Genomic DNA, 16,667 nt, shown 5'->3' on the forward strand with positions numbered 1-16,667 from the left:
GTGGTGCGGAGATGACCGCGTGGCATTCGGCACATTCGAGGCTGTTATGGCGGGTGACCAGGGCAACCGTCCGAGTCGAGCCAGTTTCTGCCGACCGCATTGGGCAGTGGCCGACATCGAGAGCAGGAAAAATGCTTCACCGGTTGCCGCGCTGATCTGCTTGGCTCGGCGTCGCAACTTGCTCAAGTGATGCTTGACGAGTATTCGCTCACGCCGGTCCGGTCGTCCAAACAAGAGGCGCGCTGGAATGATGCGATGGATGCTCGAATACGCCTGCGGACAACGGGCATCCCACCGCCTGTCGAAGTTACCAAAGGAGGCCACTTACGTTGACTGATCGGTAAGTATCCGGTAAGCGATTCCTGGCAACAATGCGCGTCAACTACTCCCTAAGCTTCAATCCATGAAAGGCAGCACCCTGACGACGATACGTGCGAATGTTGCGCTTCTCTCGATATCGACAAGTATTGCCATGGTCCCGTGCTTCGGATTTGCGGCGATATCTGACCTCCTTGGTGACGGTATGCCGGACTGGTGGTGGCAGGCATGCACTGCTGCCGTCACTCTGGTCATCATGGCGATGTTCAGATGGGGCGCCAGACGCGCTTTCGATGCCGCAGTTCGTGCGAGGAAGGTCGGGCCGGAAAATGAAGCCGACCACGCGGTCTACGTCCCGGATGACTGTCGTTGTGCCTGGCTCGTTCAGCTGCATTTGGAGTTGCATGGAAGGCGCTGTACAGACTGACTCGCACGTATACAGGAAAGGCCGACACACGATCTTTACCGTGCCGGGTCACGAATCTTCATCGCCCGCGCAAGGCAATAGGAACGAGACGATAAAACGGACTGCCGTTCAGCGGCTCCTGTTCATTCTTGCCTACGAATTGGTTACGAAGTCAGTCGTGGCCCGGGTGCACTGGCAAATACCATTCCGGGCGATCACGTACAGATAACGCTGGCCAGCTTGAGACACTGCTTGGATGGTTTTTCATTTTTCCGGAATTACGGCTGGCCACGAGACACATTGTCTGCCTTCTGTATACCCGTTACCGGAAATGCTAGCGGCCGATACGGATCGCAGAACGCGCCTTATTACCCGTTTTTTTTCGCATTTTCACCGAGGACGTCTTTCGCAATTGGAAACGGTGCTTTGCAGATTGCGCATGGCACGGAACACGGCAGGACTCCGGCCGCTTGAGCTATTGCGCGGCGTGAAGCAGGCGCCGTCGCGCATCGTGACGACACCGGCAATCCTGACGTCGATTCCGACTGGCCGGTTGCCAGTGTACGGGCCAATCAAGCTCGTACCCGCTGTGGATCAAAACGAACCACTCGCACGCGGGTCGGCAGAGCGTTATGTCGCGGGGTACGCCAAGCACCCCGCGGCTCTTGTGTAGCGAATGGAACGGCCGGACTACAGCACCACGCTTAAATATCGATTCCTCGTGCGGGGCGGATTCAAGTTAACTGCCGCAAAGCGATGACCATCGTTGGCGTTTCTATCTTTCTCATCGCCTTTTTTATCGCCTCCTCCCCAGGGGTCCGGCAAATCCACGTTCGCACTTTTCATTGGTCGTTCTATCACTCGGCTTCCGTGTTCTGACCGGAGCGCCTGCTCGCGCAGTCAACATCTTTCGTCTAGTAAGTGATGAGTAAGTCGGCCCGTCCTACAGTCGCTTCCGTCTTGGCAATCCACTTGAGGAATGACAATGAGAAAAACGATCTTGCGTAAACGACTGTTGCTGTTGGCTATCGCATCAGCCTTTCTGTCTTCAGGCGCGGCGTGGGCAAATGGTGTCAGCGCGGAGCCACCCGAAGCGGAAGACAGCGGCTTCACCGTACTCAGCAACGCGACGAACGTGACACATTGGGGTCTGGGTGCCGCAGTAGGAATCGAGTCGTCGCCCTATAGGGGAGACAGTACTCGCGTCGCACCGATACCGCTGATTTCCTTCGATAACAAATGGCTGCACGCCTTCGGCACCAATGTCGATTTTAAGGTCGGTAAGTGGAGCAACGTGACCTTCACGCTGCGCGGCAAGTTCGACGTCTTCGGTGGCTACAAGGGTTCCGACGCGCCGATCCTTAATGGAATGGAGGATCGAAACGGTACATTCTGGTACGGTCCGGCACTCGCATGGAAAACCGCGTTCGGTACACTGTCAGCTGACTATCTGCTTGGGGGCAACAAGGGGCAGATGGTCGACCTTCAATACAGTAAGTCGTTCGACCTCGGGCACTGGTCGATAGAACCGCACGCGGGCTTCGATTGGCTGAGCAGCAAATACGTCAATTACTATTATGGCGTGCGACCGTCCGAGGTCCGGGTGGGACGCCCCGAATACGCAGGTAAGGCCGCCTACAACTCGTCGATCGGCACGCAGGTCAACTACAGTTTCACGTCCCATCAAATGGTAAGTTTCGATGTAGGCGTATCACACCTCAGCAGTGGTATTACTGACAGCCCGATCGTGGGAAGACGGTACATTCCAACGTTCAAGATCGGCTACCTATACCAATTCAAATGAGCATATCCGACGAAACAAACCGCCGCGCTCGCCATTGCAACCAGTCGCAATTTATTTCCGAGGGAAACTTCGGCTGCTTCTTTCGAACGGCGCGAGGAGATCATGGGAGTCCCGGCCGGGCAACGCGCAATTTACCGCTTTACTGGTCTGGAACATGGCATGTATCTGCGCCGCTATTGGAGCAGTGCATGCATTGGTTGCACAATGAAGCCGCGATGTACGCCAAGCGATTGCCGGCGGATTACGCGCTGGGAACACGAGTCGGTACTAGAAGCCGCGCAGCGAAGACTGGACAGAATGCCGAATGCGATGACAACGCGAAGGCGGACTGTTGAGCACGTGTTTGGGACGTTCAAACACTGGATGGGCTACACGCACTTCCTGACTCGCCGGTTTGCCAATGTGAGTACCGAAATGAGCCTGCATGTGCTGGCATACAACCTCAAGCGCGTAATAGCGATACCATGAGGCTGGTGGGTGCGTGAAGCACCCAAGGTTCCTCGTATAAGCTGGCGTGGTCTGCAGCGAGGCATCGAAATTACGCCAGCATTCCTGGTCTACCGATGGGTTGCGAGAAGGCAGCATGGAATATGCGCCCGCGGACTCCGTGTTTCGCGTTTCCACACAGCCTCGACCCACAACGGCCGTCCGAACTCGCGTCACAACGATGGCGGCTTTCGCATAAGGAGCGGTCACCACCGAGCTGTTCCCGAGCGGCCAGCGATAAATAGATCAACCGGAAACCGCTGGCGACCTCGGGATACAGACGGTGAAGCTTGTCCCGTGCTCGGTCGATTCAACACCGATAGTTCCGTCATGCGCTGTGGCAATGCGCCTGCAGATGTAGAGGCCAAGGCCCATGCCTGCAGCAGTCCCCTCCCGATTGTGAAGGCTCGCCCTTGTCATCGGATCAAACAGCGTAGGCAGGGCGCTTTCCGGTATCGGATTGCCTTCGTTCGAGACAACGACAGTCACGTGTCCATCGTGACCGGCAGCTTCGACGGCCACCTCGCCCGATCCATAGCGCACGCCGTTCACCAGCAGGTTGACGACCAGTTGCCCGATACGGGTTCCATCCCACGTGCCTCGCAGGTCGCCTGCGAAACGCGGCCGAATGACTGCGTTGGGGTAGGAGGCGCGCACCTCATCCACCGCATCGCTGCAGATGCGCCCCATATCCTGTGGAGAGATACTGACCGGCAACATGCCACCCAGCCTGCCGCGTGTGAAAACGAGAAGGTCGTCAATCATCTCTTTCATGCGCATTGAGCTGCGTTGTACGTTCGCCGCAGCTCTCAGACTGGTTGGAGACAATTCGTTGTCATGCAGCAGAAGTTGCGCTGAGTTCAGGATCGCGCCAAGGGGTGAGCGCAGGTCGTGTGCAAGCACGCCGGCAAAAAGGTCCCCAATGCGCCTCGTCTGTTGCGCATACCGCCGTACCGATTCGCTGAGCATCTGATCAATGGCCTCATTGAACCGGATCATTTCCTGAAAAGCCTCGGCACCGCCGGGCGAATTTATCTGCCAGCGGCGCAGCACTGTGGCGCGCAGCGCACGGAACTCCGCCACCACGTCGTTGATCCCGAATCCGTGTGCAAGGCGCTCTTCCGCGTGCAGATAAGCCACTTGATCGAACCCGGATTCCGAGCTGCCTCCACTATGACGCGACTTGGCTTCCTGCTGCGCCGCACTTTGCATGCTGCGCATATCGGCCGCAATGCCTGCTAGGATTTGGGCGGCTGAATCACGTAACTGGCTCTCGGACAGGTGAGTGCCCTCATGGCTGATCGCAAGGGCGTATGTGGCCCAGTCGTCTATCAGTCCCTCCAGATCGGTTTCAATGAAGTCCGTCAGGCTCATTTGACCTCCATTGGGTACGCGAGTTGCTATTTCCTCTATGGCATTAGAGGCGACGCGGCCAGCTCAATGGTCACGTTGTCGACCCTATTGAGCTCAATGCATCAACCATGCCCGCTTTGAATGCCGTCGCAACTTGAAACCGCGCGCTGGACAGTGCGCAACCTCCCCCCCCGACGACTGCGTGCGTCGCGTTCTGGTCGTGGATGATTACGGTCCCGGTGCCGAGGCCGTTTCCGCCTCGCTCACGGAGGCAGGATACGAGGTTCGATTTGTGCTTGATGGTCTGGCCGCACTGGAAACCGTCAGGTCGTGGATCCCCCAAATCGCGTTGTTGGACATCAACATGCCTGAGATGGACGGGTACGCGGTTGGCGACGCCTGCGCGCGGAAGATCTGACGCGGCAAACGAGCATTGTAGCTTTTACTGCCTTGGATGAACCTACCACGCGTCGGTCGGGCGTCGGTGCGGGCTTCGATGCATACTGCCAGAAAGGCGCCGCGCCAGGCCCTCTGTTGCGCCTGCTTGAGACGCTCGCTCACTAGACCGGTGTTGTGGTCGACCTTGTAATCGTCGGCCACCGGGGAGAACTTCTGACACCTTTGTATAAAACCACGTTGACACCCTGTCAGCGACGTCCCGGCTGCCGTATGCTTAGCCGCGAACAGGAGAGGGCCATGACTCAAAAGGCGCGAGAGCTTTATCGGAGCGCGAACGGTGACCGTTGGTCGCTCGTCCACGAATACGATTCTGGCCGGGTTTTCGTCCGACATGAGCCCAACCTCTCGTCAGGTGGCCGGCCGTCAGACATCTCAATTGGCGACTTCCTTGTTCGAGATGGCGAAGGGCCGGAGCATAGCGAACTTCTGCGCCTGATCGGGAAACTGGTGGAGACGCCAGCCGATTACTAGCGCTTACTGAGGACGAGGCGTTCTCGAATGGCCAATTCGCGGCGCATGCGTCAAACTGCTGGAGACTATCGAGTCGATATTCGGTGCTGATGCGCAAGACGGGGCCCAGGAATAGCTCTGTCTGAATCCGGTCTACACGGACAGAGGCGCACATAAAATGAAACGATGCATGAATCGCCCGCTGAGTATCATCGGTGTCTCGCTGTGCTCCTGACAACCGCTTTTGCTGCTTACGGACCTGATGCTCGACTAATGACCGTACTCAACATCAACATCACGAGCGCTGAGTGCATTGGGTCGGGAAACAAATATGGAATCAGTCCACGGGACCGAGTAACACGTCGATTGCAGCTTGACCGGCGATTTCGGCTACCAGATAGGCCCATCGCTCAGTAAAAGGGCCATTGCGCAACGGGATGCGGCCTCCCCGCGCGCCGAGCACTTCGAGGTTTGTGGCGCCTTTTATCTGAAAGGTCACGTCAAAGGTGTCCTCATCAGCAGCCGGAGTCAGTTCGACCTGAATCTCGAAGCCGCGGTACGCGATCGTTCGGTGCATGAAAGCCTCCCTTTCGTCATCGGAGCCTAACATGAGTCACCATTGGACGGCTTATGCAACTATTGGGCTAGGTAGTCACGCATGCGCCACCATACGCTCGTCAAAATCTGCTTATCGGGACGTTCAGGACCGCAACTACCAATATGGTCAATCAATGCGCCTCGATTGTCGGTGATCCACGCGAATGTGCCGAACCTCCGCAAGTGGCCGTTACTGCCTTGGCAATGAGCGTATGCTTTCCACGCCTCACGAGGGACCCATCGGCAGCGCGCGACCCGAAAGGGAATTTCACATTTCTCCTGTAGCTGCCACTCCCAACCGGCCAACTCTGTCAGCTTTCCGCGTGGCGACACTCCACATCAGTTGATTTTCACGCCGGGACCAAGCTAGGCGCGTATGCTGGGAATGCCAACTTGTCACGTAACGCACCAGGAGCAATACCATGGCCAAGAGTCAATTACGCAGCACTCGCGAAGCGAAAAAGCCCAAGCAGCCCAGGAAGCCGTCAGTGCCGGCAAAGCCGTTCAGCACGGTTCATTCGCCGGCTGCGAACGAAGTTGTCGCCAAGTAAAGGACGTAATCGCTGGGCCGCGGACAGGTGGTCCAGTGGACACACGTAACTTGTAACGTTCAACGCTGACATCTGCGCGTTGAAAGCGCAAACCGCTTCGGGGGGCGCATCATGATCCATCACAACGCAGACCCCACTTTTCGCGGGCTTCCGCTCACGGCCGAGCAAGATTCGGAAATCCGTCACTACGTGAACAGGAAGGCCAAGCTGGGCAAGCCATGGAATACTCCCGAACTGCGCGGGATGCTTGAGGACATGCTGCTGCCGCCAAGTACCGACGACGACAGCCAGAGCGATATCTCGGGCGACGCGTCGACCGCCGCAGAGCGCGCAGCCGCGTTCGTCGATCAGGACATGGAACCAATTGAGGCGTATGAGGAATTGCATGCCGCGATGGAAGCCGAAAGCATGAAAGGCGATCGGCACTAGAGCGAGCGCTCCGCGCAGGTTGAGCGGTTAAATCGGTCCATCAAAGGCGTGAGCGAAGGACGACACATGGCACTCAGCCTTTCCAACCGCAGCCGCAGCAATGATGTGGGCCGGCATGGCGTGTGGTTCTCGGGATAAGCATGTGCAAAGGCAGATCTTACGGCTGTGGCGGCCAGGACCTTTTCAATTGTTTCCGTGACGCGCCCCGTTGAGCAGATCGGTTACGGGACTCAGAAGCTGTCCCGGCCCTCGCCATTGCCTGCCGTTCGTGTCGCGCCCGCCGAAGCAAGCTTTCATCCTCGCGGTCAATGGCGGTTGTCGGACGCGAAGCCGACATCCACACGTCCGCCTAACAATGGTTGCGAGTGACGCCTACTGGCCCGGCTACTGCCTGATGCGTCTTGCATCGAACGGCAGCACGTCATCGCTTCGCGAGCGGCTGGGTGCGACCCACAACGGACCTTCGGCAAAGCGCAAAGCGGACATTCGGAGATACCGCCATCTATGTAGTCCGTCCCTCGGCCGGGGCAAGCGTTAGCATGAGACGAATCGGAACCTCTCGGTCTTCATGCTTCAATTCAAGCATCAAATCCGTCGTCGGCAGCTTCCAAATGGTGAGACGGATAGCATCTCTCCCGTGCGGAAACTCGTCCCCAGCACCCAGATCCTCGGTCGCTGTTTCATTTGCAACACCTCCGCTGCTCACGCAGGTTGTAGTGTGTTGCATCGACCGGTTGAATCCGCCGCCATGAACGGTCAGTCGACATCCGCGCGTAGATCTTCAACAATTTTCGCTGTCGGCCGCGTTGGCAACAACAGTCCACCACGATGAATCTGAGAGCTCTTGGCCCCGATGAACGAGCGCTCATTGAGCATATGCTTCATGAGGTCTCGCAGGAAAACTCGTTCCGAGATTTGCTCTCGAACTGCCTGGTCGAAGATCTGAGCGATGGCGGAATGGGTAGCATTCGGTTCGATTCGCAGAATAAGGGGAGCGCCGTCTCGGCGATGACCTTTGCCAGATGGCATTTCTAGATTCGGATGGCGTTGCCATCCTCGCGACCTTGTCTTTGGACAACTTTGGTCAGTTGTTCGAGCTCGTCCTGTGGAAGATCGATTTTTCGCCAATTCTACGATTCCCGCCGGTTCACTAATCGCGGCAATCCGTCGAGCCGAAGCGTAGGATCGGCTCCCGCTGGCGAAGAACGGACCGTTAGCGGCGCTGCGTGGATGACTAGCAATGCGGGCCCCAGTAATTTTTACCGAGGCATTGAGCCGGCAGTCGCCGGATTTACCACCTAAACGGTGACTCTTTGGTAAAATTATTTCCTATATGCGGTGCGCATATAAATTATTGGAAATGCGTCTCAAGGACTGATTTTATTGAATATTGTTTCTAGCCGACCTTTCTGGCATCCCGTAAAATCCCGCTCGAGCATATTAAGCGCAGTGAACAACACGAAGAGGCAGTATGGGTGCGCGGGACTTAATCGGGGCGTTGACCGGTGGGCTGCTACAAAGCGACCGCCTGCTGAAACTGGATAATCCGCTTGGCAGTGACCTGCTACTGCCTCAGCGGGTCCTGGGTTATTCACGCATTGGCCGTCATTTTGAATTCACGGCCGATGTTGTTTCGCCCTCCGACGCCATCGAACTCAAGAAGCTGATTGCGCAGCCGGTAGCGCTGTGGATCCAGCAGAGCGACAAGTCCTACCTGCCTCATCACGGTTACGTACACACCGCACGCCGGCTCGGCTCGGACGGCGGGTTGACCAACTACCAGATCGCCTTTGCGTCATGGATGCACTTCCTGCGCTTTCGCAAGGATGCACGAATCTGGCAGGACAAGCCGGCCGACGCGATCCTCACAGATGTCTTCAACATGCATCCGCAGGCTCAAGGTGCTTTTCGCTTTGCATTCAGCAAGCCCCTTCCTGCTCGCTCATTTTGCATACAGTATGAAGACGACTGGAATTTCGTTCATCGCGTCATGGAGGGCGAAGGCCTGTTCGGCTATTTCGAGCAGGCGAGCGATGGCAAGTCGCACACGCTCGTGGTCGTAGACGATATTTACCACCTTCCGGCGCTCTCACCGCAAACGGTTGAGTTTTACCGGGCGGGCATCAGCAGAGAGGCGGATGCATTGGCGCAGTGGTCCTGCACGCGCACGCTGCAAAGCTCAATGCTGACCACCCGCACCTTTGATTACAAGAGCCCCGCCTCGCCTGCCAATCCGAAGGGCACGAACGTTTCCACGCTTCCTAACCAGGGTGACCTGCCGCAGCAGACCGAAGTGTATGAATACACCGGAGCCTATACCTATAGCGACCAGGTTAGAGGCGATGCGCTATCGAAGATCCGCATGGAAGAGTGGGAATCCCGCGCCAAGCGCTTTGTGGGTACAGGCGGCGTGCGTCGCATGGATGCGGGCCACTGGTTTGAGCTGGATAATCATCCGTGGCACGCCATCGACAGTGCGCAGAACCGGCAGTTCGCCGCAATCGGAACCACGTGGTTTATCGAAAACAATCTGCCCGTTTCGAGTCGGACCGCAGACTATCCCCATAGCCTCAAGGGCGAAATGGCGAAGATACGGACGGACTATGCTGCCGAGGAAAGCCTTAAAGTCACTTATGCTGACGGCAGCGAAGGATTCTTTCTCGTTGAGTTTGAAGCCCAACGCAGGATCGTGCCCTACCGCAGTCCGCTTGAGCACCGCAAACCAGCGATGCATCTGCAAACGGCGATCGCGGTCGGCCCGGCAAGCGAAGAGGTCTACACCGACTCGTTGAACCGTATCAAGGTGCGATTCCACTGGGACCGGCTCAACGACGGCGACGATCGAGCGTCGTGCTGGGTGCGGGTTGCCATGTCCGATACGGGCGCTGGATACGGCAGCGTGCATGTGCCACGGGTCGGCGAAGAAGTCCTGATCAACTGGGTTGACGGCGATTGTGACAGGCCCGTGGTTACAGGGAAGGTCTACAACGGCCAGACGCAACCGCACTGGCATTCCAACGGCTTACTCTCCGGCTACAAATCGAAGGAATATCAGGGCAGCGGCTATAACCAGATGGTGCTTGACGACTCGACGGGCCAGAACCGGCTTCAACTTTACTCGTCGAGCACGAATGCCCAGCTACAACTGGGTTACCTCATCGACCAGTCCGGCAACACGAGAGGGAGTTACCTGGGCAGCGGCTTTGACCTGAAGTCTGACGCATTTGGAGCAGTGCGCGCGGGTCAAGGCCTTTATGTCACCACCCACCCCGCGGCCAGCCAGCCGCTCGATGCTCGCGACTCCACTTCGCAGCTTGTGAATTCGAAAAGCGTGCTGGAGGCGATGTCAGGCGCCAGCACGGCACATCAGGCAGGAAGCCTGAACGACGGCTACGATTCACTCAAAATGTTCACGGACGCGACGCAGAACAGCGTATCCGGTTCATCATCGGGCGGAAAAACGGCGGGCGGTGGAACAGGCAACGCCAACGCATTCAAGGGACCAGTCATGCTGTTCGGTAGCCCGGCAGGCATCGCGCTGTCCACGCAGAAGTCTGTTCATATCGCGAGTGATGCCCAGACCAATATCGTCAGCGGCCAGAGCACGCATATCGCAACCGGAAAATCGCTGATTGCAAGTGTTTCGGAGAGGCTGAGCCTCTTTGTGCAGAGTGCGGGGATGAAGCTCTTTGCTGCGAAGGGCATGGTGGAAGTCCAGGCGCACTCGGACAACATCGAACTCACTGCTCAAAAAGCTGTAAAGCTGCTCTCAGTAACGGATAACATTGAGGCGGCGGCAAAGCAGGAAATCCTGTTGACATCTGGAGGTGCGTATATCCGCATCAAGGATGGAAACATCGAGATTCACGCACCCGGCAAGATTGACATCAAGGGCGGCCAGCATTCATTCAGCGGCCCCACCGCTCAAGGGTACGTGCTGCCCGGATTGCCAAATTCTGGTGCGGCGTCTCGCTACCACGAGCAATTCCGTTTGCTCGACGATGATGAGACCACTCCGCTGCCGCACACACGTTACGAGATTGAGAGTGAATCCGGTAAGAAATGGTCCGGGTACAGCGACGGTGAAGGACTGACTCAGCATGTTTATACGGACGAGCCAGAGAGCCTTTCTCTAACCATCTATAAGCTGGTGGACGATAATGACTCAACCGAAGAAGCATAAGCATCACATCCGACACGTGAAGCATGCATCGACAACATCTGCGAACGACAAATCGCTTGTCAAGGTCGTGATTCAGAACGATGCGGGCGAATGGGTTCGTCCGGCGACAGGCGATAAGTTCTATATCGACGCGATACCGAAATTCCCATCGATTTTTTTTGAGATCAAGACGGATGCCTCTCCGCCCTATCAATGGAAATGGACCATTGCGTGGGATGCGCAGGTTAGCGGTCTACGCGAAAGCGCGAAGCGCGGAAAGAAGTTAAAGACATTTACTGCTAATGGCACCTTCACGAGCAACGACAAGTCATGGCAGGCAAATCTCGACAACAAGATCGTTGGAGGTAAGTTGTCCGTCGAGGTCACGGCGGGTGGCTCGGAGTTCCGGCGCACTGTGTTCGTCTTAGGAAAGAATCCCACCAAAGAAGACGTGGTGGCCTTCGTGTCGACACTTCCCGACACCATCGGTTTCGACAAGGTCATCGATCAGGAGAGTCATTTCAAGCACTTCATTAACGCTGACAATGAACCTGTGGTCGCGGGCGATTCCGGCTATGGGCTAACACAGATGACTAATCCGGCGCCAAACTACGAACAAGTCTGGAACTGGAAGGAAAACGTTAAGGTCGGCGTGACGTTGTTCCAGGACAAGCAAGCAAAGGCAAAAGTGCTCCTCAAGGCGCATCCGTACACTCAGGAGCAGTTATCACGCGAGACTTTCGGGTTGTGGAACGGCAGCAAGTATTACGAATGGAACCCTCAAACGCAGGCATGGGACCGCAGTGGTGACATCATGTGCGACCCGTCCACCTCAAACATTGGTTGGGACATGTCAAACTCGGCAAACGCTGGGCAGACTTCCGATCAATTGCACGAACGCGACAAAGAAACTTACAGGAAAATGAAGGCTGGGCGTGATAAAGATCACGTCTGGCTCTACTCTGGGATTTGCTATGCGGATCACATTGCCGGGAATTAAACAATTTACCTTTCTGGTGGCGTTAGGTGTAGGTAGCGCCAGCGCACTTGCGAAAGTTCCTCCACCCGCGCAAATTGACCTTGAAGGTGGTCGTTTGGTGCAACAGAAAGAGAACCGCCTTTTTACGGTCGACGCCGGGAAGCACAAGATATTGCCCATTCAAGTGCCAACTGCTCTCAGTCGAGCCCTTAAGAAGTCTTCGAGCATTGGCTTTCCGGCCGACCACTCGCGCTTGATAGACGGGAAGGAATACATTCTCGTCGTTGTAAATCAGTCGTCTAGTACCAATCCCTCGGGGTACTGCGGTGCGGGTGAGGAAGGAACTCTCTACGCACTGGAATTGCACGGGAGTTCTGCGGTGCCGCGCTTTGCCTTGCAGGTACAGAGTTGTCTCAAAGATCTCGAATTGGCAAGTGATTCCAATCAAAAGTCGGAATATTTGGCAATTTCGTGGAAAGAGGCACCAGTAGGCATCCAGGTACGCTGGGACGTTTATGGAGACAAGAGTGATGTTTCGCGCTTCTACAAATACCAGGGCGGCCAGTTTATAGAGGCGACCCAGTGATTTTTGCTGTGAGACGGACGCCATCTTTGGGTCGAGTAGCCGATGAAGTGTCTCCGGACACGGACTCAAATGCTGCAAGCTGGCACCAGTGTGTGTTTCGTGGGCTTAAGCGACTTTGGCGCAGTCCAATATCCACCTGGTGATTGCCGAGTGGCCGTTGTTGAGAGGGCTGCGGGTCCCCTATGGGTCGGTTATGCCTGTTCCATGAGACGTGGACCGGGGGCGAGCGGCGTGCCCGGTCGTGGGACGCAGTGCGGCCAACAGCGGACCTTCGACATCGTGACCAAGATCGGCGACAATCGTCGCCAACCAAGAATGTGAACTATGCTTTTTCGCTCACTATTTCAATCGACCGGCTCGAAACAAGCTGCGCAGCAGCAGACCTGTTCTATTCATAGAACCGTCGATTGCAAGCGGTTTGCGCACCCGGAATTCCAGATCCAGGTCGCAAACGATGCAATCCCCGCTCAGGACATCAGTTGGCTGCTACGCTTCCTTGAGCAGCGTGTCGCAGATGGCGAGCGATTCCGCGTGGGCGAGACTCTACAAATCGGCTGGATGCTAACGATGCTCGATGCAGGGGCGGCCGACACTCTGCGCATCACGGAACCCGATATGAAGGAGATTCCGATCAAGTTCATCGACTCCGTCAACAACACGCTGATGCACCTGCGCAATCAGAAAGACGTGGTCGAAAGCGTCGCCATGGATCTGCAACCTGACTTTCCGTTGCTACGGCAAAGTGCAGTTGTGCACGCCGGATACAAGAGCGCATGTCGCGTGCTGCTGACTCGCGATCCTGCTCATGAAACAGATTCTGGCTGGTCGCTCACAGAATTGAATGATGAAGACGGTTCTCAGAATCCCGCGCAATTCATCAGAATTTCGCTCTATCAATTGGGCGTAGATAGGCCCGATTTGATCAAATTCTTTGCCTTGCCGCCGGGGCTGCAAGTTGCCGTCAATGATCCGCAGATTCACGTGATAGGACCGGAAGGCGAGATGCAACCAATACCCGGCTCGTATCTTGAAGCGTTGAATAATCGCCGCCTACAGCGTCACAGCGGGTGATTTGGGGAAGCTGCGCCGTCCGCTTCGGATCGGTTGTGCCTGTTGCGTCAGGCTTGGGTCGCGGGCGAGCGGCGTGCCCGGTCGTAGGGTGCAGTGCGGCCAGTTTCAGTCACTCGACATTGATACCGAAATCGTCAACAATTTTCCCTGCAGGCTCTGAATAAAGGTGAGAGTTTTCTGGAGTCCTCTGCTTCGGACTGGTCCGATTGTATGCCTCGTCTGGAAAATATATCGTTTAACGACTATGCCCTGGGTGCGCCGTCCCGTCGTACTGTCTGCCCCCCGCCGCGCGTGGAGGCCCATGCTCGGAACCCTGGCGGTCGGCTTGGGTCCGCTGATCCTCCTGTTGGTCTTGGCGCTGCTCACACGCAACGCCTACGGCGCGCCATACCGGATAGTGCGCGTCCTGCAGATCACTGGCGGCCTCGCAGGTGGTGTCGCCGCCGTTCCCCTATTGCGCGATATGCCGTGGCGCAGAGGGGACGGCCCCCTGAGCCGCCTGCTAGGGAGCATCGCGTTCGGCGCGATTTCGGGTTGGTTGATTGCTGGCCTGTCATTCGACCTGCTGGCGCGCCAGACAGCCACACAGGTCCGCATCGCGCTGGTACCCTACGCGGTGACCAGCGGCTGGAAAAATTGTGGTTACGGTGTAGCCTTCTACGACAATGCCTTGCAAGCCCGGCTTACGGTATGCGGCCCGCACTGGCACCTGCCTCAGCAGCCGGGTACCGGCACGCTGCGTGTGACCGAGACCACGGGCCGGTGGGGGGTCGTCCTTAATCAGGTGAGCGTGGAGGCGCACCCGTGAGCCCCTTCTTTGCGCGGCCGAGAGGCCTACCCATGATCATCATCGATCGGCGTTGTACTGTTCCGTGGCGCGAGAAATTCCACCTGTGCGGCGGGGGGCGGCCATAAACGGCCGTTCGACACCGCCGCCCTGATCGTGGACAATCCTGTTCGCCGCACTCGCCGATACCAGCCGATCTTTCTGCAACTCGCAGCGAAAACCTGACGGAGTCTTGTGTGGCATGCGCACAATGTAAGGACCTTTGCGTTCGGTATGCAATCAGACATCCTCGTGAGCTACGCAAAGCGATACAAATCGCCGCGGAGAACATCGCGGACGGAACGCTCGGTGAAGTAAATCCCGACACTCCTCGGCTCTCCGTTTCGTTTGCCGACCTCGCAGAGGGAGCCAAGTGGGGCGACCATGTCAAGTACCATTTTCGCTGCATGCATTGCAACGAATCTTTTTGGCTGCACGCGGAAACGTATCATGGTAGCGGTGGGTACTGGGAGCCGAAAGACCCAGCGTCGACACGCGAAAACATCATCAATTAGCCGCGAACGGCCATGACACGCCGACCGGACATTCCAACGCGAGAGACGCTCTGAGAACAGTCGTTCGGTCGATTTCTTAAGTTTCACGCTCGGTTGCCGTAGAACTGGTGTGATCGCTGTATGTCCAGGTGACGGCGGGCTGTCCAGCGTGCCCGGTGAGATGATGACCTATCGGGCGATAGTGGGTCCGCTCGCTAGGAAATACAAGCAGCGGCATGCTGACGACGAACTTTCCGTAATCAAATTCAAATCAAACAATGGTTGAAGAGACCCACAACGAAGTAATCGCACTCCACGCCGACTATGCGGCGCCAGCCGGTTTTTGGCGGAGAACCGCTGCGTTCGCAATCGACGGTATCGTTCTCGGTCTTATCGGAATGGCGGTGATTGCGGTCAGCTTCGAGTGGCTGGCTCGTATTGGCGAGTGGGCCAGGTTGATCGGATTCGCGCTCGGCTCGCTGTATTTCATATCCATGGAAGGCACGAGCGGTCGGTGTCAGTCACTCGGCAAACACCTGCTGAAAATTAAGGTGACGAGCATTACGCCGGATGGCCTGGTGCCGCTCACTCCGATTCAGGCATGGCTGCGATATTCGATCATCGCGGTGCCGGTTGTTCTCGGCGGCATGGGTTTCGTGGACACGCCCGCGATGCGACAAGGAACGTCGTTGCTGGCGATTGCCAATTCAACGGTGGTCTTTCTATGGGAAATGGTACTTGTTTATCTGCTGGTCTTTAACAAGCCAAGCCGCCGGTCGTTGCACGACATGGCGTTCTCCACAGCCGTAGTGCGTGTTGATGCACACGCCAGTCCGAATGCGCCGGTGCGGCGCACTCACTGGATTGCGATGGGTGTTATCGGTTCGCTGGTGGTGGTGGGCAGCGCCGTTTTGCGGCACCGGTTTGATGTGGCACTTTCCGGCTTGCAGGAAATTCAGCGGGCGGTCGCAGACGTTCCGGGTGTGCGGCAAAGCTCTGTGTCGGACATGCATCGGGTGGGAGCCACCTCGTCATCCACCACCCAGACGATTATCACTGCGGCTGTGACCACACCGGCGTTGCAAACGGAGGCAGAGGCCATTGAGATAGTCCGTGCCGCGTTTGCCGTGGCGCCTGCGCTAGCCAATCAGGACGCCGTTACGGTGGTCATGGTCCGTAGTGCAGAGCTGGGTATTGCCAGGTGGCGGTGGCAAACCGTACAGAACTGGCCGGGTCACGAATGGGCGGCCCGGATAAAGCTGCATCCTCGCCCCTGAGCGGGACGCTTTCGCCATTCGCGCAGACCCCACGGCTCACTGGAGAAAGTCTCCTCGGGCCGGCGCCTCATATGCAAAACGCGACCAATTATTGCCCCCCCAACGTAATGGGACACTTGGTCGTGGAACTGCCGCACCGCGAGGATGTGATCTGTGGCTGCTCTAGTTGGTATGCAGCCCGCGAGCCATCAATCTAGTGAGTGTCGGCATCGGGTCGACCTATGCCTTTTGCATGACGGTGCGTGCGCGAGACAATCGCCCGCACTCCACGTGAGACTCTCCGGCCAGGGACAGAGGTGGCCGCGCAAAATCAGACAGCGGGATAAGTGGAACGGCCGGGGCCTGAGCCAGCGATAATGCAGGCAAAGGAACCGAGGAAATGACGAAACGAACCCGACGCACGCACTCAGCGGCGTTCA

The 16,667-nt window shown here is 57.0% G+C and carries 13 protein-coding genes and 1 pseudogene; 12 read left to right on the forward strand and 2 right to left on the reverse strand.

All coding sequences use genetic code 11. The annotated features are described in order from the left end of the window. Positions 1-1,709: 1,709 nt before the first annotated feature. Together AB4Y43_RS27320 and AB4Y43_RS27325 are read left to right on the forward strand one after the other, a co-directional pair. The gene (locus AB4Y43_RS27320; protein ID WP_368729223.1) at positions 1,710-2,528 is read left to right on the forward strand and encodes a MipA/OmpV family protein; all 819 of its coding nucleotides are present in this window, start codon (positions 1,710-1,712) and stop codon (positions 2,526-2,528) included. A 111-nt stretch (positions 2,529-2,639) separates the two neighbouring features. Further along, positions 2,640-2,996, forward strand: a pseudogene (locus tag AB4Y43_RS27325) (transposase); the annotation flags it as partial. Between the two features lie 264 nt (positions 2,997-3,260). Here AB4Y43_RS27325 and AB4Y43_RS27330 read toward each other — a convergent pair. Then, positions 3,261-4,388 carry an ATP-binding protein gene (locus tag AB4Y43_RS27330; protein WP_368729224.1) on the reverse strand — a complete coding sequence of 376 codons (1,128 nt, stop codon included), beginning with the start codon at positions 4,386-4,388 and terminating at the stop codon, positions 3,261-3,263. A 199-nt stretch (positions 4,389-4,587) separates the two neighbouring features. Here AB4Y43_RS27330 and AB4Y43_RS27335 point away from each other — a divergent pair, with 199 nt between their 5' ends. Both AB4Y43_RS27335 and AB4Y43_RS27340 read left to right on the forward strand, forming a co-directional pair. Then, positions 4,588-4,785 (forward strand): response regulator, encoded by a 198-nt coding sequence (locus tag AB4Y43_RS27335; RefSeq protein ID WP_368729225.1) that lies wholly within the window; start codon positions 4,588-4,590, stop codon positions 4,783-4,785. Between the two features lie 278 nt (positions 4,786-5,063). Next, positions 5,064-5,297, forward strand: coding sequence for a hypothetical protein (locus AB4Y43_RS27340; protein ID WP_069262046.1), 234 nt, complete (start codon positions 5,064-5,066; stop codon positions 5,295-5,297). A gap of 316 nt (positions 5,298-5,613) precedes the next feature. On the opposite strand, the gene AB4Y43_RS27345 is transcribed toward AB4Y43_RS27340, so the two are convergent. After that, positions 5,614-5,853, reverse strand: coding sequence for a hypothetical protein (locus AB4Y43_RS27345; protein WP_069262402.1), 240 nt, complete (start codon positions 5,851-5,853; stop codon positions 5,614-5,616). 442 nt (positions 5,854-6,295) lie between these two features. On the opposite strand from AB4Y43_RS27345, the gene AB4Y43_RS27350 reads away from it, so the two are divergent. The 8 genes from AB4Y43_RS27350 (at position 6,296) to AB4Y43_RS27385 (ending at position 16,248) form a co-directional block, all read left to right on the forward strand. Further along, positions 6,296-6,424, forward strand: a complete 129-nt coding sequence (locus tag AB4Y43_RS27350) for a hypothetical protein (protein ID WP_256094484.1) — start codon at positions 6,296-6,298, stop codon at positions 6,422-6,424. Between the two features lie 111 nt (positions 6,425-6,535). Continuing rightward, positions 6,536-6,853: a hypothetical protein gene (locus tag AB4Y43_RS27355; protein WP_069262045.1), complete on the forward strand. Its 318-nt coding sequence runs from the start codon at positions 6,536-6,538 to the stop codon at positions 6,851-6,853. Positions 6,854-8,324: 1,471 nt separating this feature from the next. Continuing rightward, positions 8,325-11,036 carry a type VI secretion system Vgr family protein gene (locus AB4Y43_RS27360; protein ID WP_368729226.1) on the forward strand — a complete coding sequence of 904 codons (2,712 nt, stop codon included), beginning with the start codon at positions 8,325-8,327 and terminating at the stop codon, positions 11,034-11,036. Further along, complete coding sequence (locus AB4Y43_RS27365; RefSeq protein WP_368690162.1) at positions 11,014-12,015, forward strand: hypothetical protein; 1,002 nt, start codon at positions 11,014-11,016, stop codon at positions 12,013-12,015. Before AB4Y43_RS27360 ends, AB4Y43_RS27365 begins: the two co-directional genes overlap by 23 nt. Next, positions 11,990-12,580 (forward strand): hypothetical protein, encoded by a 591-nt coding sequence (locus AB4Y43_RS27370; RefSeq protein ID WP_342950149.1) that lies wholly within the window; start codon positions 11,990-11,992, stop codon positions 12,578-12,580. The genes AB4Y43_RS27365 and AB4Y43_RS27370 overlap by 26 nt, the downstream gene beginning before the upstream one ends. Before the next feature lie 324 nt (positions 12,581-12,904). After that, positions 12,905-13,651 carry a hypothetical protein gene (locus AB4Y43_RS27375; RefSeq protein WP_368729227.1) on the forward strand — a complete coding sequence of 249 codons (747 nt, stop codon included), beginning with the start codon at positions 12,905-12,907 and terminating at the stop codon, positions 13,649-13,651. Between the two features lie 301 nt (positions 13,652-13,952). Further along, positions 13,953-14,459, forward strand: a complete 507-nt coding sequence (locus AB4Y43_RS27380) for a hypothetical protein (RefSeq protein ID WP_342950147.1) — start codon at positions 13,953-13,955, stop codon at positions 14,457-14,459. Positions 14,460-15,249: 790 nt separating this feature from the next. Beyond that, on the forward strand, positions 15,250-16,248 hold the full coding sequence (locus AB4Y43_RS27385) for an RDD family protein (protein WP_368729228.1): 999 nt from the start codon (positions 15,250-15,252) through the stop codon (positions 16,246-16,248). Positions 16,249-16,667: the final 419 nt, after the last annotated feature.

It is taken from the genome of Paraburkholderia sp. BR10872 (genome assembly GCF_040965835.1).
Lineage (GTDB): Bacteria > Pseudomonadota > Gammaproteobacteria > Burkholderiales > Burkholderiaceae > Paraburkholderia > Paraburkholderia nodosa_A.

Bases quoted from the DNA above. Each gene is read 5' to 3' on its own strand.
- AB4Y43_RS27320 (WP_368729223.1), top strand. From the start codon at position 1,710: ATGAGAAAAACGATCTTGCGTAAACGACTGTTGCTGTTGGCTATCGCA.
- AB4Y43_RS27330 (WP_368729224.1), bottom strand. From the start codon at position 4,388: ATGAGCCTGACGGACTTCATTGAAACCGATCTGGAGGGACTGATAGAC.
- AB4Y43_RS27340 (WP_069262046.1), top strand. From the start codon at position 5,064: ATGACTCAAAAGGCGCGAGAGCTTTATCGGAGCGCGAACGGTGACCGT.
- AB4Y43_RS27345 (WP_069262402.1), bottom strand. From the start codon at position 5,853: ATGCACCGAACGATCGCGTACCGCGGCTTCGAGATTCAGGTCGAACTG.
- AB4Y43_RS27350 (WP_256094484.1), top strand. From the start codon at position 6,296: ATGGCCAAGAGTCAATTACGCAGCACTCGCGAAGCGAAAAAGCCCAAG.
- AB4Y43_RS27355 (WP_069262045.1), top strand. From the start codon at position 6,536: ATGATCCATCACAACGCAGACCCCACTTTTCGCGGGCTTCCGCTCACG.
- AB4Y43_RS27360 (WP_368729226.1), top strand. From the start codon at position 8,325: ATGGGTGCGCGGGACTTAATCGGGGCGTTGACCGGTGGGCTGCTACAA.
- AB4Y43_RS27365 (WP_368690162.1), top strand. From the start codon at position 11,014: ATGACTCAACCGAAGAAGCATAAGCATCACATCCGACACGTGAAGCAT.
- AB4Y43_RS27370 (WP_342950149.1), top strand. From the start codon at position 11,990: ATGCGGATCACATTGCCGGGAATTAAACAATTTACCTTTCTGGTGGCG.
- AB4Y43_RS27375 (WP_368729227.1), top strand. From the start codon at position 12,905: ATGCTTTTTCGCTCACTATTTCAATCGACCGGCTCGAAACAAGCTGCG.
- AB4Y43_RS27380 (WP_342950147.1), top strand. From the start codon at position 13,953: ATGCTCGGAACCCTGGCGGTCGGCTTGGGTCCGCTGATCCTCCTGTTG.
- AB4Y43_RS27385 (WP_368729228.1), top strand. From the start codon at position 15,250: ATGGTTGAAGAGACCCACAACGAAGTAATCGCACTCCACGCCGACTAT.